Source organism: Bacillus sp. T-10(2022) (assembly GCF_056502895.1).
In genome coordinates this window covers 1,547,979-1,569,402 of record NZ_CP113518.1, presented here as the reverse complement: position 1 = coordinate 1,569,402, position 21,424 = coordinate 1,547,979, and the positions used below count along the sequence as shown (strand labels likewise).

The following is a 21,424-nucleotide window of genomic DNA, read 5'->3' as shown; positions in this document are numbered from 1 at the left end:
TATTAAATACATTTCTTAAACTCTACTATGTTTTCATCTAAGTCGTAGTATATCATCAGATTTTGTCAAATACGTAATAACAATATTACAATTATATTTCAATTTTAACATTAAACATAAAAATTCGACGTTTCCACGTGATAAAACATCCAATATCTTACATAATCACCTTCGTATTTTGATGCAAGACTTTCTATCTAGTGTTTAGCACCAAGGGACCATGGACTATTGGCAGGTAAAAACTCACCACTTTCGAATGCATGGAGGCCCATTTGTAACAGATTGCAGCTCATTTACCCTTCATACGGAAAGTCCGTTAGCATTCCCATAAAAAAAACCGCTCATCAGCGGTTTTTCCGTCAATATTCGACCCATCCTTAAATTCCAGCCATAAAGTCGACAAAAACTTTCAATTCTTTTGGTCGGACGAATACCCTTTCTCCTTTGCTTATTTCCAGATTCAAATATTGTTCTTTCGTCAGTTCGATTTCCAGCGGTTCGTTTGTATCCTGACGAATGACTTCTATCCGGACGATGGGGCCAATTGTATGAATGTGCTCAATTATGGATGCGATCGAATCCTTTTCTGTTGGTTCTCTTTCTATGATAAAGTTATGAGCCCTTACATAACCAGTGCCCGCTCCATCTTCACTGCCCGGGGCATTCATTTCCACATTCCCAGTTACCAATTTCCCTTGGTGAACGTTGCCCTTGAAAAGATTGACACTGCCGAGAAAATCATAAACGAATGGATTTTCCGGGTGATCATATACTTCTTCCGGAGTTCCAATCTGTTCAATTTTCCCTTCATTCATGATTACGACCCGATCAGCAACATCCATCGCCTCTTCCTGATCATGCGTCACGAACACACTTGTAACATTGAATTCATCATGAAGTCTTCTTAGCCAACGCCGAAGTTCTTTGCGAACCTTGGCATCCAATGCCCCGAATGGTTCATCAAGCAAGAGGATATTCGGTTCAACTGCAAGTGCCCTTGCCAATGCGACACGCTGGCGCTGGCCGCCTGATAATTGCGATGGATAACGATCTTTATATCCTTCCAGCTTGACGAGTTGAAGCAATTCGGTAACCTTTTGTGCAATAACTTCTTTACTGGGCCTTATTTTTCTAGGTCGGACCTTTAATCCATAGGCAATATTATCAAAAATGGTCATATTGCGAAAAAGGGCATAATGCTGAAAGACGAAACCCACATTTCGATCTTTTACATGTTTATGCGTGTAATTCTCTTCATTAAAGAGGATCTTTCCGTTCTCAGCTTGTTCAAGACCGGCGATGATACGCAGTAATGACGTTTTTCCTGATCCTGAAGGGCCAAGTAGGGCTACAAGTTCACCGCTTTTTATTTCCAAATCGATGTTCCGAAGTGCTTGATAGGACCCGTAATATTTTGTAACATTTTCAATGATGATACTCATTTCATTCCTCCTACCTCGCTTTGGTTGATTTAAAGTCTGTTTTCCACTCTATGAAGCTTTTAATGATCAAGGTTATGATTGCAAAAATGGACATCAGGGATGCAACGGCAAATGCGGCCGAAAATTGATATTCATTGTATAAGATTTCAATATGAAGCGGCATCGTATTGGTCATGCCCCGTATATGGCCCGATACGACCGATACAGCTCCAAATTCCCCGATTATCCTTGCATTGCAAAGGATGACTCCATATAGAAGTCCCCATTTTATATTGGGAAGCGTCACATACCAAAATGTCTTAAACCCTCCTGCACCCAGCGTGAGTGAGGCCTCTTCTTCAGACGTCCCCTGGCTTTGCATGAGCGGGATCAATTCGCGCGCAATGAATGGGAAGGTGATGAAAATGGAGGCGATGACAATCCCTGGTATTGAAAAGATCACTTTAATGTCAAGAGATTGCAGCAGTGGACCAAGTGTTCCATGCAAGCCGAACAGAAGGACAAAAATCAACCCGGCAATGACGGGCGAAACGGAAAAAGGCAAATCTATCAATGTTATTAAGAAGTTTTTTCCCTTGAAATCATATTTTGTTATGGTCCACGCGGCAACCACTCCAAATATGGCATTGAGTGGCAAGGTGATGAGGACAACGATCAATGTTAACTTAATCGCAGCCACGGCATCAGGGTGGACAATGGCCGCAAAATAAGCTTCGGCACCTTTTTCAAAGGCTTTTACAAAGATCGCGATTAATGGGACAACTAAAAACAAAGTGAGAAATAGCAATACAATGGAAATGAGGATCCACTGTATGGATTTAGGCTCTTTAGTTGCGTTTCTCGTATTAATGACTGGGTGATTCGCATTTACAACAACTGAATTATCATGTTCCATCATATCCCTCCTACTTCCCTGAATATCTTTTGCCGGTCCACCATTGTAAGATATTGATGGTGAATAAGATTATAAATGTAATAATGAGCATGACAGCTGCAACCGCTGTAGCACCTTCATAATCATACTGTTCAAGCTTTGTCATGATGATCAGCGGGGAAATCTCCGTTTTAAACGGCATATTTCCGGCAATGAAGACAACTGATCCATACTCTCCAAGTGCCCTCGCAAAAGAAAGTGCAAAACCCGTCAATATCGCTGGAATCAATTCCGGGAAGATAATTTTAATGAATGTCTGCATTCGATTCGCCCCTAAAGAGGCAGATGCTTCTTCCATCCCTTTTTCGATATTTTCAAGCACCGGTTGAACCATCCGCACCACGAATGGAAGACCGATAAATATTAGGGCGATGATGATCCCTGCGGGAGTGAAAGCGACTTTAAAACTGAAAAATTGCCCGATCCATCCGTTCGGTGAATACAAGGTGGTCAACGTAATCCCTGCCACGGCAGTCGGGAGGGCAAAAGGCAAATCAACCAGTCCATCGATGATCCGTTTGCCGGGAAACTCATAACGAGTAAGCACCCAGGCAATTAACACACCAAAAACTGCGTTCACAAAGGCCGCAGTTAACGCTGTCATGAAACTCAATTTATAAGAAGCGAGAACCCTTGGTTCAGTGATGGTCGCCCAAAAATCCTGGAATCCCATTGAAAATGTGTTTAGAAAAATCATCGATAACGGGATCAATACGATGATGGAGAGATACAGCAGCGTAAAACCCATCGTCAATCCAAAACCGGGTATGGTCCTCTTTTTCGTCTGTTTACCTTCAGTGACTATATTCATCGCTTCGCCTCAACCCTTTTTCTGATTTATGAAGGAGAAGATGTTAAAGTCATCTTCTCCTTCATGCTTATTGCTGTTGATAAATCTCGTCAAATGTGCCACCATCATTAAAATGTGTTTCCTGGGCTTTTTTCCAACCGCCAAACGTATCATCAACAGTCACCATATCGATATTGGCAAATTGGTCTTCATATTCAGCGAGAACCTTCTCATCCCTTGGACGATAGAAGTTTTTCGCGGCAATTTCCTGACCGGCATCCGTATAGAGGTATTCCAGGTAGGCTTCAGCCACTTCCTTTGTTCCTTTTTTCTCGACCACTTCATCGACAACAGCTACCGGTGGCTCTGCTAATATACTGATTGAAGGATTGACGATTTCATATTTGTCATCACCGAATTCTTCCAGTGTTAAATAGGCTTCATTCTCCCAAGCGATTAGTACGTCACCAATTCCCCTTTCCACAAAAGTGGTCGTTGCACCGCGGGCCCCTGAATCCAGGACTTCAACATTCTGATAAAGTTTTTTCATGAAATCCTTCACTTTTGTTTCGTCATTATCGAAATTTTTCTCCGCATAAGCCCAGGCAGCCAAGTAATTCCACCTTGCCCCTCCGCTTGTCTTTGGATTTGGGGTAATGACGGATACATCCTTTTTAATCAGATCATCCCAATCTTTAATGCCTTTAGGGTTATCTTTTTTCACCAAAAACACAATGGTTGATGTGTATGGTGTCGAGTTCTCCGGTAAACGTTTTTGCCAATCCTTCGCTAACAAATTACTAGCTTCATAAATGGCATCAATATCATAAGCCAATGCCAATGTAACGACATCCGCCTCCAATCCATCAATGACTGCCCTGCCCTGTTTACCAGATCCGCCATGTGATTGCTGAATCGTTACATCCTGACCGGATTCTTCTTTCCAGTGCTTCACGAACGCTTCATTGAATTCCTGGTACAATTCCCTTGTCGGATCATATGACACATTCAAAAGCTCGACTGACTTTGATGTCCCGTCGCCTTCCGTTTTTTCCGAGTTGCATCCCGCAAGTACACCGAATGCTAAAATCAAACTTATCAATAACATTACCTTTTTCATGAGCTTCCCCCTTTTTTTACAACAAAAAAGGCATGCTATTTCCCTTTCAATCATTCAGGAGATAGTATGCCTTCAGTTCTCTGATCAGCAAGTATTTTTTTGTATATCATTACCATAAAGCAAAGTTAACCCAGTTGTCAACTAGGTATTGCATGTCCTTTTATTTAAATTCATTCACGTTTTGAAAGTTTAAGAATTCCACCAAACGAAAGGGCTCGATCCAACGGGGAGATCGAGCCCTTTTTTTAATACCTATTATGAATTTGATGCTTTTTGATATAGCTTATTGTCCAAGATATACTGATAACACTGATCAGGCAGTAAATATCTTGGTTCCCCGCCCATCGCGAATTCATCCCTTATATATGTAGAACTGATTTCCATGGAAAGGCCTTTATCAATAAGGTGAAATGTATTGCCATCATCATAATTCCTTAGCAATGGACTTTTGGATATGATTTTCAGCATATCGATCCCATCCCGTGCCATGACGATGAATTTATGATTTGCAATCAGTTTTTCCCTGAATTTCCATCGTAAGTGTACCGGCAACTCCTGATTATCAATATCTTCAAGTAAATCTGCACCCATTATGAAGTAAACTTCGTCCTTTGGAAATCGTGATTTAAAATATTCCATCGTATACCAAGTATATTGTTTACTCGTTCCGGCACGTTCATTAATTTCATAATCACTGACTTCAAATAACGGGTTGCCCCCTATTGCCAGCTTGAGCATTTCCCAACGGTGTTCATTGCTCGTTTTCATCTGTTTATCGATCCGGCCATTTGAGCAAGGTAAAAAAATCACCTTGTCAAGCTTAGCACGATGCGCAATGGTGGATGCTGTCCATAAATGCACATTCGTGACCGGATCGAAGGAAGATCCATAAACTCCAATTTTGCCCATCCTTATATCCCCCTCACCAGTCTTCCTTTTTCACCACGGCCCTGACCGGGCTCCCGTGCCCGGTTTCATAAATCGAGATCATGTTCGATGATTTTTTCCATTTCCATCAAAATGATAGGGAGAATCAATTGAATTCTTAAAGAGTCAGTCTGATTTCCGCTACATTGACAGATGACCCTTCAGCCATTGTGAATTCAGCATATATGAATATTGCTATCTCCTAGCCAATATGGCGTATTTTCATTAAGGCGCTGGGATATCTAACCATTGATTCATGAAATCCCCCCCAGTCAAAGCTTACAGTTTGGTCCTTAATGTCCAAAGCTCAGGAAAAAATGGCTGTTCGACCACTTTTTTCAGATAACTTACACCGGACGATCCGCCAGTTCCCTTTTTATTACCGATGATCCGTTCTACGGTGCTCATATGATTGAATCTCCAGAATTGTTGTTGACTTCCAATATCAACGAGTTTTTCGGCCAGCTCATACAAATCCCAGTAGTTATGCACATCACGGTAAACGGTCAGCCATGCTTTTTCAACACTTGCATTTTCCTGATAAATTAAAGACCAATCCCTCTTCAGGACCGATTGATCAATGGGAAGCCCTCTTGCAGCCAAAGCCCCTATAGCCGCATCATAAATACTTGGTTTATTCAAGGCTGCCATCATCGACTCATAAAGCTCGGGCTGATGACGGAAAACGGCCAATATTTGCGAATTCTTTTGCCCCATCGCAAATTCTATCAACCTGTTCTGAAATGATTGAAACCCTGAAGAGTTTCCTAGTTTCTCCCGGAATTCCATATAATCGGATGGCGTTAAGGTCGAAAGCACATTCCAAGATTGAACTAGTTGCTGTTGGATCCTGGCCACCCTGGATAGCATCTTAAAGGAAGGCTCCAAATGTCCTGCCTCAATATGATCAGTTGCCGCAGTCAATTCATGGATGATCAATTTCATCCACAATTCACTTGTTTGGTGAATGATGATGAACAGCATTTCATCGTGATGGCCAGAAAGTCGATGCTGACTTGATAAAATTTGATTTAAATGCAGATAGTCCCCATAGGACATATCTTTATCAAAATCAGTTACCATACTTTCTTCCAAACGATGTTCATCTCTTGGACCCTTATCCATACTATCCCTCTTTCCCTTTACTTTCTTTTGAATTTCGTCATCAATAAATAAACGATGCAAAGAAAGATCAGCCAAGGAACCCCGAACTGGAGCACGATTTTAAATGGGCCAGTGAACCAGGTAGATACCGTCAAAGCAAACAAAAGAAATGCACCAAGAATCGTTAGATATGGAAATCCATACATTTTAACCGGTAATTTGCGGCCCCCTGATTTCTCCCACCTCTTCCTGAAATATAAATGGGAAATGAAAACCATGAACCAGGTTAAAATGGCCCCGAACATCGATATCCCCATCATGAATGCATATGAAGTATCCGGAAGCAGAACCTTTACTCCTGCAGCAAGAAATATTCCTAAAGTGGATATGAGAAGTGCCCTTACCGGGACACCTTTCCTGCTCACTTTTTGAAATAGGGCTGGAGCCTGCTTTTGCTCGGATAACGAAAATATCATTCTGGTGGAGGCATATAATTGACTATTCATTGCAGATAAAGCAGCAGTTAAAATAATGAAATTCATTATCCCCGATGCCCCGGGAACATTCAGGATTTCCATTACCTTAACGAATGGGCTTTTATCAATACCGGCAGATTGCCAGGGAACAATCATTAACATGATGCCGATAGTCAGTACATAAAAAGTGGCAAGCCTGAAGACAGTTGCCTTCAAAGCTTTAGGGACGGCTATATCCGGGTCCTTTGCTTCGCCCGCCGTCACCGCAATCAACTCAGTTCCTAAAAAGCTGAAGAGCGAAATGAATATGGCGACCCAAAGCCCCCAAAATCCGAAAGGCATAAAACCTCCATCATTGGCATAGTTCTCTACACCGATCCCGCTTGAAGGTCCAGCGCCAATCACCACATAGGCGCCCAGTAGAATGAATATGACAATGGCGCTTATCTTGATCATTGAAAATACATACTCAAAATTCCCGAATGTATTGACACTCGTCGCATTTACATAGATTAACAGTGCAGCAAAAAGGAAAATCCAAACACTTCCAGGTACAGCAGGGAACCAATATTTCATATAAACAGCGATGGCACTCACTTCGACACCAATGGCAAGAACATTCGCTATCCAATAGGAATACCTCACAACAAAACCCGCAAATGGACTTATATATTTTTCAGCAATGGTTCCAAAGGATCCCGATGTTGGATAGGCTACAGTCATTTCCGCCAAACAGCCCATCAGCAGAAGGACAATGAATGCACCTATTGCATAGCTGATAAGTACACTTGGACCTGCCGTTGAAATCGCAAGGCCGCTTCCCAAAAATAACCCGGTGCCAATTGCACATCCCATGGCTATCATGGTGATTTGATTCGATGTTAATTCACGATGCAGTTTATTTTTCTCCATATGTTGCTCCCATTCTAGGCAATGATTCCCCTTTTATTTTCATAGTTTTCATATAATCTGCCGTCCATGATCTTCTTAAGCACCTGTACAGTTTCATAGACTTCCTGAAAAGAGGTATAAAGAGCAACAGGTGCTAAACGAATCATATTCGGTTCACGATAATCGGGTATGATGGCCTCTTGTTTCAATGCTTTACATATTCTTGCAGCTTCTGGATGTTCAAGGATGATATGACCGCCCCTTTTTGCTTCATGCCTTGGGCTCCCAATCTCAAATCCATATCCCGTCAATTCCGATTGTATTAAATCCATAAGATATTGAGTCAGCTTCAAGGATTTCTTCCGGACTTGCTCTATCCCCGCTTCCGCAAATATTTCAAGCGAGCCTAAAAGGGGAGCCATGCTTAATATATGGGGAGTTCCAATTTGAAAGGCACCTGCCGAATTTGCCTGGGTAAAGGTATGTTCCATATCGAACTGCTTATCTTTCCGCGAGCCAAACCATCCAGCCAACCCGGGCAGCCTTGCAAAATGCTTACGGTTCACATATAACCCCGCTACACATCCTGGTCCGCCATTCAAATGCTTATAATTACACCAAAACGCGAAATCCACTTCCCAGTTGTCAAACAAATGCGGGATGGCTCCCACGGAATGACAGGCATCGAATCCTATCATGATTCCACGCGCATGCGCTTCCTTTGTTAACCTCTCCATATCAAGGACCTGACCGCTTCGATATAAAACCGTCGGAAGTACAATCAATGCTATTTCCTCGTTCATTTCTGCAATGATGTCTTCTTCTTCAAGGAATTTACCATCTCGGCTTTTCACCTGAACCAAGTGTGCCGAAGGATCAAGCCCATGCAATCGGAGCTGGCTTTGAAGTGCATAGATATCACTCGGGAAGGTTAGTTCATCCGCCAAAATCTTATTCCTGCCAGCTCTCGGTTCAAAAAAAGTGGCCGCAAGCTGATGCAGATTAGCTGTAGTCGACCCTCCCATTATCACTTCATCCTCTAAAGCACCTACCAACGGGGCACTCAATTCACCCAATCTCTCAGAAAAGTAAAACCAGGGCTCGGTGCCTTCCGTCCACCCATCGATTCCAAACCTTTTCCAATCTTCCAATGACTTCATTAAACTTTTCTCAGCCCGCTTTGATAAAAGTCCCAATGAGTTGCCATCCATATAAATCATTCCGGGGTTCAAGTAGAACTCCTCTTTGTAAGAAACTAATGGATCTTCCTGATCCAAAGTTTTCGCATACTCTTTCGTTGACATGAAATTATTGATATCCATGTTCTCCCCGCTTTCTTCCAAGCCACTATTTTTCACTTGTAAATCCCTACCCCTTCCCATGCCAACCTTATCATTCTGTCAGGATCTTTTTCAATATAATCCTTTTTATCAAAAATCATTGTGTAGTGATTTCTTTCATCATATTTCGGCCAGATTTCGCCTTCCGGGGGATTGGGGTTTCCATGTTTCGCAAAGTTGATCCAATGGCCCTGCATTCTATGGGAAACCTTTAGGGCAGCTGACCTTGAACCATATGAAGTAATCCGTTTCCCAAATGCCGAGTCGAAAGTCTGGAAGACAAAAGGAATTTCCATACCATGTGTCGCCCCTAATTTACTTATGCGCATTGCGGCCGTTTTATAATCAAAACGGTACATCCATGTTTTTTCAAAGCGGCTGTATGCCTCCGCATACCAAACCGAGGGAATATGGAAAGTCGCATCACGGCCAATGCCAAGTGCAGCTTCCTTTTCTGGGTAGTTTATATAAGCATTCGTAATTCGCTCTTTCGCCTCTGGATCAGTGTTATCGAACATTTTCTGAATCATCGCCGCATTAGTTGGGATTAACGGGGAATCCATCTGGTCGAATAATGTTGCTTCGTCCCTATTTGTTCCTATAAGCAAGGGTATTCCCTTTGCTTTTCCGGATCGAATCGAATCTAGTGGATAATCGGGCAGGAAGTCACCATCTACAACAGGTCCAAATGATAGTGAGCCCGGCATGGCCTGTGAATTTTCCTGCAAGAGTTGGTAGGAGGCCCCGACAATCTCTTGAACTGGAAGCGTCTTTAAGCGGTGGATTTCATCCTTTCCAATTCCCAATATTTCAAGGAACCTTTCACTGAATTGGCGCGCAAATCCTTTTCCGTAAACAGATGTCGGAGCGGGACTTTCCGCAATGGCCTGTTTAAAAAGTCCTCTCGCTGAAGGAACAGTAAGTAAAGTCGTCACCGCATTGCCACCAGCTGATTCACCAAATATCGTAACATTATCAGGGTCGCCGCCAAACGCTTCTATATTTTCTTTAACCCATTTCAGAGACGCAACTTGATCACGTAAACCTAAATTGGTTTCAAATATTTCCCCATCACCTGCCAACTCGGAAAAATCCAGATATCCCAGTGCCCCCAGCCTATAGTTGATGCTTACTACGACTACATCCCCATTCTTAGCCAGTAAATGTCCATTGTACATATCAAGGGATCCAGCTCCCGTTATGTATGCTCCTCCAGGAATCCACACCATGACCGGGCGTTTTTTATCATCAGCCCTAGGCGACCAAATATTCAGGAACAAGCAATCCTCATCCATTTTTTCATTTCCGGTCATTCCCGTCCTTACCGCCCGATCCATCGGCTGCGGGGGAATCGGACCAAAATCCACTGCATCCAGGACACCGCTCCACTTATCAACTGGCTCCGGCGAGAGGAAACGAAGGCCCTCAATCGGCGCTTTCGCATACCTGACTCCACGCCAAACGCATATATCGTTTTCTATAGTACCTTGAAGATGTCCTTTTACCGTCGTAACTATCGATCCAATCATTCCCTTTCACCTCTTCATATAGTAGTAGATACTTAAGTTCTTCTTTTTCCAATCCCTTATATCCTTCATCTTCATTGAAAAAAGATCTATAGACTCCGTTAAAATAAAGTACCGCTATCGTATATAAAGTCAGGTTATCCTTTTGAGTTTGTAGTTTTCATTAAATGTCCAGTTAACAAAAAAAGACCCAATCAGGTCTTTTTTTGTTGAACTTGGCAAAAAGCTTAGGCGAGCATGGCAAGGATACTCAATAAAGAGCTGCCCCGAACGGAAAGCTGTTGTGCAGCATATGTTAATTGCTGTTCATCGAGCTGTTCCAATAAAGGCTTTAATTCCAGCAATTCATTCTCAAGTCCTTTAAGGTCTGTAGATAGCTTGTCCACCATCAAGAGCACTTGCTCGGAATCAACAGTGGTTTCCGACCAGACTTGTAACCGTTCCTTGATTTCGGTCAAAGGCATATTCTGTTCTTTATACCGATTAATCATTTGAAGACGATTTAAAGCATCTTCTGTGTAATACCGATATCTTGACCCAGTTTTTTCATAGTTCAGCATTCCTAATTGTGTGTAATAGTCAATGGTTCTTCTCGAAACATTCGCTAGTTCAGCAAGCTGGCCAATCCGATATACATTCACCCAGATAGTCACCTTCTTTTAAAAATCTACTGTTAACGATACTATAACATAACTATCCAAAAAGGTGACTTCAAGGATGAAACTATTAGACTACTTTATCCGAATTGCCCTTCAACTGATTCTTGGCAAAATACAGGGCATCTTCCTTCGATTTAAAAAAGTGCTGTTTATCTATTTTATGATACAACCCAGTGCTGAGTAACAATTCCTTGGGTTGCTGCTGGATTCCTGAAATGATTAATTTCCCCTTATATTTTCCGATGCGATTAACAATCGCCAATAGTGCAGCCTCTGCTGAAGTGTCCATATATGTTACCCGGCGCATGCTTAATACCAACACTTTCGTCTTATTATCCAAGTTCTCCAATATCGATGACTCCAGGACGTCTATCGAACCAAAGAAGAGGGGACCTTCCAAGTTATACACATTGATCTTTGAATCCGAATTATCAATTGGAATAATCTCGGTAATCTCATGACTTCTTTCCCTGACTTTTAACGTGTGGCTCATTTTTGCAATGAAGGTGATGAATGCAATCAATAAGCCGATTCCCACTCCCATGATTAAATCAGTGAAGACTGTGACGAGGAAGGTGACTAGCAAAACCGCAGAATCCGCCGTCTTCGTTTTCAATACATGAGCGAATTCCTTTCTTTCACTCATATTCCAGGCAACAAACATCAATATGGGCGCCATGCTTGCCAAAGGTATATGCGCTGCATATGGAGAAAGTACCAGCAAAACCAGTAAAACGACAATTCCGTGAATGACTCCGGACATCGGGGAGGCTGCCCCGCTTTTTATATTGGTAGCTGTCCTGGCAATGGCACCTGTTGCAGGTATCCCGCCGAAGAACGGGGTCGCGATGTTCGCGATTCCTTGCCCAACCAATTCCTTATTACTATCATGCTTGGTTCCCCCCATGTTATCGGCCACGGTAGCGGATAACAATGACTCGACACCGCCTAACAAGGCAATCGTAAAAGCAACGGGAAGGAGTGTGATAATGACTTCCACTGATAGCTCCGGCACTTGGAATTCCGGAAAACCTTTCGGAATCGCTCCATACGTGGAACCAATCGTAGCCACCTTATCGGGAAATAAAAAGTAAGCTGCAATTGTGGAAATCAGCAAACCCAGAAGCGGTCCTGGCACTCGTGGCAAAAGTCTAGGTGCGAGCAGTATGACGACAAAACATATAATCGCAACAATCACACTATATAGATTGATCGTGCCTGCTTTAATCACCAGTTCCTTCATGTTATCCATGAACGCTTCATGTTTTTCCACTTTCATACCAAAGAAGTTGGCAATTTGGCCTGAAAAGATTATTATCGCAATTCCTGTTGTAAATCCAATGATGACGGGACGGGGAATGAACTTCATCAAATTGCCTACCTTAAGCAGACCCATCAGGACTAACATTATTCCGGCTAAAAACCCGGCAATAAGCAGGCTTTCATACCCATATTGCATAACGATTCCAAATAATAAAGGAACAAACGCCCCGGTTGGCCCTCCAATTTGATACTTGGAGCCACCCAAAATCGATATGAGGATTCCAGCGATGATGGTCGTATATAACCCGTATATCGGTTCGACGCCTGAAGCAATTGCAAAAGCCAATCCTAAAGGGATGGCTACAACACCTACGACCAATCCTGCCGTTACATCCTTTTGAAAACCCTTCATATTATATCCTTGAAATCTAGAATCTTTTATCATCTTTTTAAAACTCACATCCTTAGTCGTTTTTTTAGTTGGAATCTACCTTCATCAGGAAAAATGACATTCTTTCATTTTAGAGGGAGTGCTTGATCGAAATTAATCTAACTATTGTAGGTTTTTTCAACGGGACAAACCATGCGGGGGGACTTTTCAAAGCTAAGAAATAATCGTCATATGTAATCTCCTTATGTTAAGTTATTTGACATGGTCTCGACCACGCTTCAACATTATACAGTAAAACGTAATACTGTACATTGTTAGTAACGTTAACATTTGTTTACAACTTCTTGCATATTTTTACATTTACATTACAATCCGGGACCATATTTCCAGTCTAGTTAATTTGAAGCCGGAGATTCAGACTACGAATCAGGAGGTTTGAACTTTGGACTAATTCCCCATATCAGAAAACTTGATTAATGACCAATAGAAAAAAGCATGTTTTGAGAAAGATTGCTCAATACATGCTCTATAAAAACTCAAGGCTCTATATACGTTTTCTTTCAGTTTACAGCTCTTCTCCTCTCGTCTCGATAATATGCTTATACCAATGAAACGACAGCTTCTTTTTCCGGTTTAACTGATCATGATGATCCACGTAAATAAATCCGTATTGCTTCTTATACCCGTTTAACCAACTTAATAGATCAATGACAGACCATGCGTAATATCCTTTTAAATGGATGCCTTCTTTGATTGCCCGCTTAATCACTTTTAAGTGTTCCTCAATATATTTAATACGGGGAACATCCACTATTTCACCATCGATTATCGGATCCTCATCACCAAGTCCGTTTTCTGTAACATACATTTTAATATCACCATAACGCTCTTTTAACATATGCAGCCCATCTAAGAATCCTTGAGGTGAGATTTCCCAGCCCCATTTAGTATATGTTTTATCTTCCATTTTTACGGTCCGATAAAAGCCATCAAAAGACGGGTTTCCTGGAGCTAGAGTAGATGTTTCTCTTGAATGCTCCATGTTTGAGGTGGCTTCCCGATTTTTTTCCACACGAATGGGCTGGTAATAATTGAGTCCAATAAAATCATTTTTCCCCGCATTTCTTTTTAGCGTATCCAGTTCTTCTTCGGTCCAACTTGGTGTCCAGCCTTTCTCCTTTAATTGCTCAACCACATAAGCTGGATATTCACCTTTTAAAATTGGGTCATAATACCAAAAAGTTTCATATTCATTGGCATGCTTAGCAGCTAATACATTCTCATGTTTGTCATCAATACTATAAGCTGGCAGGAAGACATGGGTAATCCCAATTTCACCGTAATGATTCAGTGCCTTATATACCTCTACCGCTTTGGCATGTGCATAAAAAACGTAATGTGTCGCTTGAAAGTATTTATTTTCATCGTTTTGGATTCCAGGCGGGTGCGCTCCTTTTAAATACCCCAAACCGCAAAACATAACCGTTTCATTAAACGTGATCCAATGTTTGACGCGGTCTCCGAATGCGAGAAAACAAATCTCCGCATACTTGACGAATGCTTCAGCTGTTCGCTTATTCGTCCATCCCCCATCTTGTTCAAGCGTCAAAGGCAAATCCCAATGATACAGCGTAACAAATGGAACAATCCCATATTTTAAGCATTCATTAATAACATTATTATAAAATTCCAAACCTTTTTCATTGATTTCCCCGTCACCGGTTGGCAAAATACGTGCCCATGAAATGGAAAACCGATATGATTCAAGTCCCATCTCTGCCATTAATTTAATATCTTCTTTATAACGATGATAATGGTCTATCGCTACATCCCCGTTTGTACCTTCATATGTTTTCCCCGGTATCTTCGAGAAGACATCCCAATTCGTTATACCTTTACCATCTTCATCCCATGCTCCTTCTATTTGAAAAGAAGCGGAAGCTGCTCCGAATAAAAAATCGTGTGGAAACTTCAATTATAACCCTCCATTTCATACCCTCTTATTAAATTTATAATAATATATTTTATTCATTGGCACAAATATTAATTTTTAATTCACGTAAAACATAAGCCTTAAAGATAGTATTTACTATCAGGGTATGATTAAATCCAGAATTCTGCTGAATCAACCTCTCTTTTTCTAGCTGAAGATGATTGATTTATAGTTTCATATGAACACATGCAAAAACCCGTCCACCTAAGGAGGACGGGTTACACATATTCAAGATGTTGTAATCACTCCACAACCGGGAGCATGTGTCGGTAAGTCATTTTGGAAGAAAACAGTCAATGATAGTGCGGGACACAAAACGAAAGCATTGTTTTTTGTTCCAGGTTTGAACCCGTTATAAAAAAGAACGACCGTTGCAACTTTGAAATGAAAAATTCAAGCCGATTGGGCATCAAAGTTTTTACTGATTCACTTCAGCCTTTTCTGTTACCATCGTATGCACTGACAGTGCACTGCCTGGATTATTACTGCCCACTGTAATTAGGCAGTATCTTGGAGAATCATCTTTCTATCCATGTTTTATATTCAGCCTTTATCATTTCCCAATGAAGTTCTTTCGTTGCATGTACCTTATAATCGGCTTTATTAAGGGTATTTCCCACACCTACAGCGAACATTCCGCTTGCCTTGATGGAGTCAATCCCTGCAGAAGCATCTTCAATTCCGATTGATCGATTTGGGTTCGCATCCAGTTGTTTACATGCCGTCAAGAAAATTTCCGGATCAGGTTTCGATTTTTTCACTTTTGCAGCATCTACAACGTAATCAAAAGTATCCTCTAACTGGAGTGCCTTTAATACGGTGCTTGCATTTCTGGAAACAGAAGCAAGACCAATGGAAATTCCTTCGAATTTAATATTGGTAATGAGCTCCAAAATCCCTGGCATTATATCTTGAGGTGTCAATTTCTTCAGAAATTCGCAGTAGTGAAGGTTCTTTTTTTCAGCCATTGTTTCTTTTTCGCTTAAAGTAAAGTCATTTTGCTGATTTCCCTCTTGTAAAATCAGCTCAAGGGAATCCATTCGGCTTACCCCCTTAAGCCTCTCGTTAAAGACCTCGTTAATACTAATACCTAGTTCATGAGCCAGTTCTCGCCAAGCCAGGAAATGATAATGCGCTGAATCAGTAATGACTCCATCAAGATCAAATACTACTGCATCAATAAATTTTTCTTCCATAATAACCGTCCCTCTCTTTTCGAAGAAGTGCTGCAACATTCCGAGATGTTCTCTCTATATTTTTAAATGCACCGCCAAGGATGTCTTCAATCGGCAGCATTGCAGGAATGGTAGGGAATATGGCATCGAATCCATGATTGTAAAGAACATCAGATCCCTCACCCACACTTCCGCAAATCGCTATTACTTTTGCTTTTGGTGGTGCGCATTTGGCTACACCTGAGGGTGCTTTTCCATATATTGTTTGGCCGTCTATTTTCCCTTCCCCCACAATCACTATATCTGCATCCTGGCAAATTTCTTTCACCTTTAGATGCTCCATCATAAGTTCAATGCCCTTTTTTAGTTTAGCTCCTGTAAATAACACCAGTCCGGCGCCCATCCCTCCACCTGCACCACTCCCTGGTAAGGAGGAGACATCCATTCCTAAGTAGTTGCCTGCCATTTGATAAAACCTGCCCATGGCATGATCCATTTCATCCAGCAACTCTTCAGGAAGCCCTTTTTGTGGACCGTAAATATAGGTTGCACCGTTATTGCCCGTTAAGGGATTGTCCACATCTGCTGCAATCGTAATATTTACAGATTCTAATCGCCTGTCACGGTTACTTTCAGACAAAGACACAATATTAAAAAGATCCCTGCCGGCACCCTTTACTGCTTTTCTTTCACCATCAAAAAATTCATAACCAAGAGCGGAAGCCATGCCTACTCCCCCATCATTGGTTGAACTCCCGCCAACTCCGATGATCAGTTCCGAGGCACCTTGGTTAACAGCGTGAAGAATAAGTTCTCCCACACCAAAAGATGTAGTTAGTAAGGGATTTCGTTGATCTATAGGTACAAGATGTAATCCGCATGCTTCCGCCATTTCGATAAATGCTGTCTCACCATCTTTCGAGAAAGCTATATCCGCTTCAACCGGCAGTCCTAGTGGACCGGTAACAGAAATGCTCTCTACTCTTCCCCTGTGAGCGGAAACCAAAGCTTGAACAGTACCTTCACCGCCGTCTGCAATTGGAAGCAAATGATACTCCGCTTTCGGAAAAATGGACATGAATCCGGATTGTATGGCTCTTGCGACCTGGTCGGATGGTAAACTCTCTTTAAATGAATCTGGTGCAATTACAATTTTCATGTTTGCCTCCTGAATGATACCTAACTAGTTCTTATGAATAATCGTGAAAGCAAGCGAGTAATATCCCATTTCAGATGATTTCCTTGCAAGTACGATGCTTTTAAGAGCGGCAGTACTTCTTCTTATTGGAAACTTACTTCAATTTTGCTCGATAGCGAATATTCAGCACCGTTTAGTTCTATTAGTACATCATCACCCGAAACTTTCGTTATTACGGCTTGATCATGTGTAAGGTTGATATGTAGGCGCGACCCTCGGAAAATTAATGGAAAGGCAAGTTCCGACCAGTCAGATGGCAAGTTAGGTTTTAAACTTAAGCGATGATCCTTAATCGAGATATTCGCAAAACCGAACATGGTTGCCATCCAGATGGCACCAAGGGATGCAGCATGAAGCCCTTCATCTGAAGATAGTGGGTTCGGGCCCAAGTCGATTAAAGATGCTTCATGGAAAAATTCATATGACTTTTCTAGTTCACCCGCTCTTGCTGCAACTATGGCATGAATCGCTTTGCTCAGTGAAGAATCGTGTATGGTGTGCTCCTCGTAATAATGCAAATTTTCAGAGATTATATCACTTGGAAATAGCTCCGGAAATAAATAAAGCAGCATAACGACATCCGCTTGTTTTAAAATTTGCATTTCATTTACTTCTTGACGTGAATAATCCATAAGAATCCCTTGACTGCCCTGAGATTCTTTATAGCGGGAAAGGTCGATTTCAGGCTTGCTGAGGAATGTATCATCCTGGGGAATGATTTTATGATCATTAGCCTTAGGTAAATATAAACGCTTTAGAAATTCCTGTCCTCGTTCCATTAACAAACCATCTGAATCCCCATACTTATCCATAAAAAATAGTGCCTGCTCAACATTGTTCCAAGCCATATAGTTTGTAAATGCATTATTATCAACGTGTTCTGTGTATTCATCCGGCCCGATGACATCTTTGATAACCAACTGCCCATTTTCTTCTACAGCCCTGCTGATCCAAAACCGGCTCGTTTCTTTAAGCAGTTCAAGCCCTTCTTTTCTCATAAAAGCATCATCTAATGTATTTTGGTAATACTCCACGACTGTATAAGCAATGTCAGCCACAATATGATGTTCAGCTATGGCGGATGCCACCTTCTGCCGCTTTCCAGTTTTAATATTAATGGCCGCAAATTCAGGTGTTTCCTCTTCTCCGGTTAAAGCACTTTCCCAAGGGAATAAAGCACCTTCGAATCCATTGGCCGCAGCTTTTGCTTTTGCATGTTCCAGTTTTAAATAACGGTAACGCAATAGTTTTCTCGCTTTTTCCGGATCTGTAAACAGATGGAATGGTAAAATGAACATTTCAGTATCCCAAAAAACATGACCTTTGTATCCTTCTCCCGTCAAACCCTTCGCACCGACACTGAAGCGTTCATCATGTGCAGGTGTCATGACTTCTATTTGATATAAAGAAAAATCAACAGCAAGCTGATCAAAATCCCTAGTTGACGTAATTTCGATGCGATTTTGCTTCCAAAATTGCGCCCACCTCCCTGCTGACTTTTCAAGTAAAGCGTCATATCCATATGAAGAGTATTTTCTTATGGCCACAACACTGGCCACTTCAGGGCTTTTCCCCATAATATCTGCATCCAGGGACGTATAAACGGCACCGATTTTCTCTAGAGTAAAAGGGGTATCAGGCAGAAGGTCCTGCTTGATCGTGGATAGCAGCTGCCTATTTTTTGCCGAATAAGATATATCACTTTCGCCTGAACACGTAAAACACGCTGCAAGTGCAATCGTATGCCCTGATTCAGTAGTTTTATAGATACCCTGTATTAAGTCCCCCTCAATTACACGAACCTTTTCTTCAATAAGATGCTGTCTTCCAAAGTTAGTTTGCTGCGCATTGATTCCAGTAACTATTTTTATTTGAGTGGTTTTGTCTAAAGAAATGACCGTTAATTTAGTACCTAGGACATGAAGGTCATTTTTTGCTGCAAAACGTTGAAAAGTAAAACGGTATCGTGCACCTGATTTGCTTTTCCATAATATTTCACGGTTTAATTCCCCGGTCTCAAAGTTTAGCTGGCGTTTATATGAAAGGACTTCCCCCGTTAGCAGGGAAAAAGTTTCTCCATCAACCTCAATATTCATTCCTATCATATCTGGCAAATTGACTAATTCGGACGGTTCATTAGCCGTTGCTCTATTATAAATACCGGCTACATACATACCTCGTGTTTGATTTGCATAGTTTTCTTCATGAGTGGCACGCAGACCACAGTATCCATTGCCTATTGTCATTAAACTAGCAAATTTATTTATACAACGCAGGTCAAATTCCTTTTCCTCTAATTTTTTCATATGGTTACACTTTCACCTTTTTCAGCAGATTGATAGAGAGCTTCGATAAGTTGCAAGATCAAGTAACCTTCTCTTCCATTAGCCACCATGACTTCCTTGCCCAAACATTTATCAACAAAAGCAGCCAATCCTTTCTGAAGCCTGTCTGGATCAGCTGTCTTTCTGTCCAAAATCGTCACTAATTCACCTTTTTGATCAGTATAAATACTGGCAGGAAAAAGTGTTGCTCCCGCCTCATCTCCACAGAATTCCACATTCATGATTGATGTTTCTTTAATATTTAAAGCGAATGAAGTCTCGAGTTGCAGCAAGCAACCGCCTTCAAGCTCAATGAATCCAAAAAGGGAATCTTCCACTTCAAACTTTTTTGGATCCCATTCCCCAAAAGATCCATGTGATTTTTTTGAGCCAATTTTTTGAAACATCTTGGCCGTTACCTTCTCCACTTTTGGATAACCCAACACATAGAGGGCGGCATCAAGCATGTGGACACCCAAATCTATTAGCGGCCCCCCTCCTTGAGCTTCTTTATTTATGAAATTCCCCCACCCTGGTACACCGCTTCGGCGCAGGGCTTTTGCTTTTACGACATAAATATCCCCCAACACACCTTCTGTCACTTTTTTTCGCAAAATTTTAACATCATCAGCAAAACGGTGATGAAAATTATATGCAAGAATAAGATTGTTTTCTTTAGCAACTTCTTGCATATGCTTTGCTTCTATAGCGGATATAGCCGGCGGTTTCTCACACATTACATGACAGCCGTATTCCAATGCCTTTATCACATTTTCATAATGATATCGATTCGGCGTGCAGACACTGACGATGTCAGGCTGTTCTGCCTGAAACATCTCATCTGCATCTGTATAGGAACGTGCTATTCCGTTCCGTTCCGCAAAGTTTTTTGTCCGCTCAATATTTCGACCAACGACTGCAACAATTTCTACTTCTTCACGTGTAAGATAGTAGGGAACATGCACTTTTTCTGCCGTTTGTCCTCCACCAATTATCGCAACTTTCTTCTTCATCCTTGTTCAGCCCCTCTAAAGCCTAATGATTGGTGGAGGTGACGCAATGCTTTTAAATATTCTTCTTTTGGATCATTTCCCCTTACACGGCATTCAAGTGTTAAAAAGCCATCATATCCATCTTCTTTTAGTTGATTGAATGGTGTCTTGAAATCCAGTGAGCCGCTCCCCGGCTGAAAACGATGATTATCCGCCAAGTGAATGTGCCCAATCAAGTCCCGATTTGTGTGTAATGCCTCTGAAATATCATCTTCTTCAATATTCATATGATAGAAGTCCGCAATGATTTTTACATTGTTTAAATTATTTTCTTCTATATAACTTCTTGCGTCGGCTAATGTGTTGATCATATGATCCTGATAGCGATTCAATGGTTCCAGGAAAATAGTCGTCTCTGTCTCTTTTGCGATTGTGTCCAAGTATAGAAGGGAATTGCTTATGGACTGTTTATCACCCTCCCGGCTTCTGGGAGAAACCATTGGGGGCAGACGGTAAGTGAACATGCCCCATGCAGCTGGAACCACAATCCCCTTCCCACCTACTTCTTGTAACGCTTCCAGGATTTTTTTGATTTCACCTAAACCATTTAGTCTGCGTTCTTCGATAAAGTCACCAATCCAGCCTGTATAGCCTCCGCAGGCAGTCGTTACCGGAATTCCTGTTTCCGCTATGGCATCTTTTATTTCGTCTAGATTGTCAACTAAAAGTCTGCCATCAATTTCAAATCCTTCGAAGCCAGCCTCTTTTAAAAAATGAAATTTTTCTTTGATATTCCTAGGGAAAAACTCCTGGTCCTGTGTACCAATTTTCATTAAAAACTCCCCCAAACACATGTATTAAAATGAAAAATTCACCAAT

General features: G+C 41.6%; 17 protein-coding genes. All 17 read right to left on the bottom strand.

Annotated elements, in window-relative coordinates:
* Positions 1-377: 377 nt before the first annotated feature.
* Positions 378-1,442, bottom strand: coding sequence for a sulfate/molybdate ABC transporter ATP-binding protein (locus tag OSJ91_RS07690; protein WP_350301813.1), 1,065 nt, complete (start codon positions 1,440-1,442; stop codon positions 378-380).
* Between the two features lie 10 nt (positions 1,443-1,452).
* Positions 1,453-2,337 carry a sulfate ABC transporter permease subunit CysW gene (cysW, locus tag OSJ91_RS07685; RefSeq protein WP_350301812.1) on the bottom strand — a complete coding sequence of 295 codons (885 nt, stop codon included), beginning with the start codon at positions 2,335-2,337 and terminating at the stop codon, positions 1,453-1,455.
* Between the two features lie 10 nt (positions 2,338-2,347).
* Positions 2,348-3,187, bottom strand: a complete 840-nt coding sequence (gene cysT, locus OSJ91_RS07680; protein ID WP_350301811.1) for a sulfate ABC transporter permease subunit CysT — start codon at positions 3,185-3,187, stop codon at positions 2,348-2,350.
* Between the two features lie 67 nt (positions 3,188-3,254).
* On the bottom strand, positions 3,255-4,286 hold the full coding sequence (locus tag OSJ91_RS07675) for a sulfate ABC transporter substrate-binding protein (RefSeq protein WP_350301810.1): 1,032 nt from the start codon (positions 4,284-4,286) through the stop codon (positions 3,255-3,257).
* A gap of 255 nt (positions 4,287-4,541) precedes the next feature.
* Positions 4,542-5,195, bottom strand: a complete 654-nt coding sequence (gene nadD, locus OSJ91_RS07670; RefSeq protein ID WP_350301809.1) for a nicotinate (nicotinamide) nucleotide adenylyltransferase — start codon at positions 5,193-5,195, stop codon at positions 4,542-4,544.
* Between the two features lie 297 nt (positions 5,196-5,492).
* Positions 5,493-6,338, bottom strand: coding sequence for a tryptophan 2,3-dioxygenase (gene kynA / locus OSJ91_RS07665; protein ID WP_350301808.1), 846 nt, complete (start codon positions 6,336-6,338; stop codon positions 5,493-5,495).
* 17 nt (positions 6,339-6,355) lie between these two features.
* Complete coding sequence (locus OSJ91_RS07660; RefSeq protein ID WP_485891336.1) at positions 6,356-7,705, bottom strand: amino acid permease; 1,350 nt, start codon at positions 7,703-7,705, stop codon at positions 6,356-6,358.
* 14 nt (positions 7,706-7,719) lie between these two features.
* Complete coding sequence (gene kynU, locus OSJ91_RS07655; RefSeq protein ID WP_485891866.1) at positions 7,720-9,006, bottom strand: kynureninase; 1,287 nt, start codon at positions 9,004-9,006, stop codon at positions 7,720-7,722.
* Between the two features lie 32 nt (positions 9,007-9,038).
* Entirely contained in the window at positions 9,039-10,553 is a 1,515-nt protein-coding gene (locus OSJ91_RS07650; protein WP_485891335.1) for a carboxylesterase/lipase family protein, read from the bottom strand.
* Between the two features lie 224 nt (positions 10,554-10,777).
* A complete protein-coding gene (locus OSJ91_RS07645) occupies positions 10,778-11,191 on the bottom strand; it encodes a MerR family transcriptional regulator (protein WP_241590541.1) in 414 nt (137 codons plus the stop codon).
* An 85-nt stretch (positions 11,192-11,276) separates the two neighbouring features.
* On the bottom strand, positions 11,277-12,917 hold the full coding sequence (locus tag OSJ91_RS07640) for a SulP family inorganic anion transporter (RefSeq protein WP_485891334.1): 1,641 nt from the start codon (positions 12,915-12,917) through the stop codon (positions 11,277-11,279).
* Between the two features lie 511 nt (positions 12,918-13,428).
* The gene (locus OSJ91_RS07635) at positions 13,429-14,838 is read right to left on the bottom strand and encodes a GH1 family beta-glucosidase (RefSeq protein WP_485891333.1); all 1,410 of its coding nucleotides are present in this window, start codon (positions 14,836-14,838) and stop codon (positions 13,429-13,431) included.
* A 536-nt stretch (positions 14,839-15,374) separates the two neighbouring features.
* Positions 15,375-16,052 carry a beta-phosphoglucomutase gene (gene pgmB / locus OSJ91_RS07630; RefSeq protein ID WP_485891332.1) on the bottom strand — a complete coding sequence of 226 codons (678 nt, stop codon included), beginning with the start codon at positions 16,050-16,052 and terminating at the stop codon, positions 15,375-15,377.
* Positions 16,033-17,190 (bottom strand): glycerate kinase, encoded by a 1,158-nt coding sequence (locus tag OSJ91_RS07625; RefSeq protein WP_485891331.1) that lies wholly within the window; start codon positions 17,188-17,190, stop codon positions 16,033-16,035. The genes pgmB and OSJ91_RS07625 overlap by 20 nt, the downstream gene beginning before the upstream one ends.
* A gap of 122 nt (positions 17,191-17,312) precedes the next feature.
* Positions 17,313-19,535, bottom strand: a complete 2,223-nt coding sequence (locus OSJ91_RS07620) for a glycoside hydrolase family 65 protein (protein ID WP_485891330.1) — start codon at positions 19,533-19,535, stop codon at positions 17,313-17,315.
* Entirely contained in the window at positions 19,532-20,566 is a 1,035-nt protein-coding gene (locus tag OSJ91_RS07615) for a Gfo/Idh/MocA family protein (RefSeq protein WP_485891329.1), read from the bottom strand. Before OSJ91_RS07615 ends, OSJ91_RS07620 begins: the two co-directional genes overlap by 4 nt.
* Positions 20,563-21,378 carry a sugar phosphate isomerase/epimerase family protein gene (locus tag OSJ91_RS07610; RefSeq protein WP_485891328.1) on the bottom strand — a complete coding sequence of 272 codons (816 nt, stop codon included), beginning with the start codon at positions 21,376-21,378 and terminating at the stop codon, positions 20,563-20,565. Before OSJ91_RS07610 ends, OSJ91_RS07615 begins: the two co-directional genes overlap by 4 nt.
* Between the last annotated feature and the right edge of the window lie 46 nt (positions 21,379-21,424).

What these genes read in the sequence shown, in the direction of transcription:
- OSJ91_RS07690 (WP_350301813.1), bottom strand. Translation starts at nt 1,442, where the DNA reads ATGAGTATCATCATTGAAAATGTTACAAAATATTACGGGTCCTATCAA.
- cysW (WP_350301812.1), bottom strand. Translation starts at nt 2,337, where the DNA reads ATGGAACATGATAATTCAGTTGTTGTAAATGCGAATCACCCAGTCATT.
- cysT (WP_350301811.1), bottom strand. Translation starts at nt 3,187, where the DNA reads ATGAATATAGTCACTGAAGGTAAACAGACGAAAAAGAGGACCATACCC.
- OSJ91_RS07675 (WP_350301810.1), bottom strand. Translation starts at nt 4,286, where the DNA reads ATGAAAAAGGTAATGTTATTGATAAGTTTGATTTTAGCATTCGGTGTA.
- nadD (WP_350301809.1), bottom strand. Translation starts at nt 5,195, where the DNA reads ATGGGCAAAATTGGAGTTTATGGATCTTCCTTCGATCCGGTCACGAAT.
- kynA (WP_350301808.1), bottom strand. Translation starts at nt 6,338, where the DNA reads ATGGATAAGGGTCCAAGAGATGAACATCGTTTGGAAGAAAGTATGGTA.
- OSJ91_RS07660 (WP_485891336.1), bottom strand. Translation starts at nt 7,705, where the DNA reads ATGGAGAAAAATAAACTGCATCGTGAATTAACATCGAATCAAATCACC.
- kynU (WP_485891866.1), bottom strand. Translation starts at nt 9,006, where the DNA reads ATGGATATCAATAATTTCATGTCAACGAAAGAGTATGCGAAAACTTTG.
- OSJ91_RS07650 (WP_485891335.1), bottom strand. Translation starts at nt 10,553, where the DNA reads ATGATTGGATCGATAGTTACGACGGTAAAAGGACATCTTCAAGGTACT.
- OSJ91_RS07640 (WP_485891334.1), bottom strand. Translation starts at nt 12,917, where the DNA reads ATGATAAAAGATTCTAGATTTCAAGGATATAATATGAAGGGTTTTCAA.
- pgmB (WP_485891332.1), bottom strand. Translation starts at nt 16,052, where the DNA reads ATGGAAGAAAAATTTATTGATGCAGTAGTATTTGATCTTGATGGAGTC.
- OSJ91_RS07625 (WP_485891331.1), bottom strand. Translation starts at nt 17,190, where the DNA reads ATGAAAATTGTAATTGCACCAGATTCATTTAAAGAGAGTTTACCATCC.
- OSJ91_RS07620 (WP_485891330.1), bottom strand. Translation starts at nt 19,535, where the DNA reads ATGAAAAAATTAGAGGAAAAGGAATTTGACCTGCGTTGTATAAATAAA.
- OSJ91_RS07615 (WP_485891329.1), bottom strand. Translation starts at nt 20,566, where the DNA reads ATGAAGAAGAAAGTTGCGATAATTGGTGGAGGACAAACGGCAGAAAAA.
- OSJ91_RS07610 (WP_485891328.1), bottom strand. Translation starts at nt 21,378, where the DNA reads ATGAAAATTGGTACACAGGACCAGGAGTTTTTCCCTAGGAATATCAAA.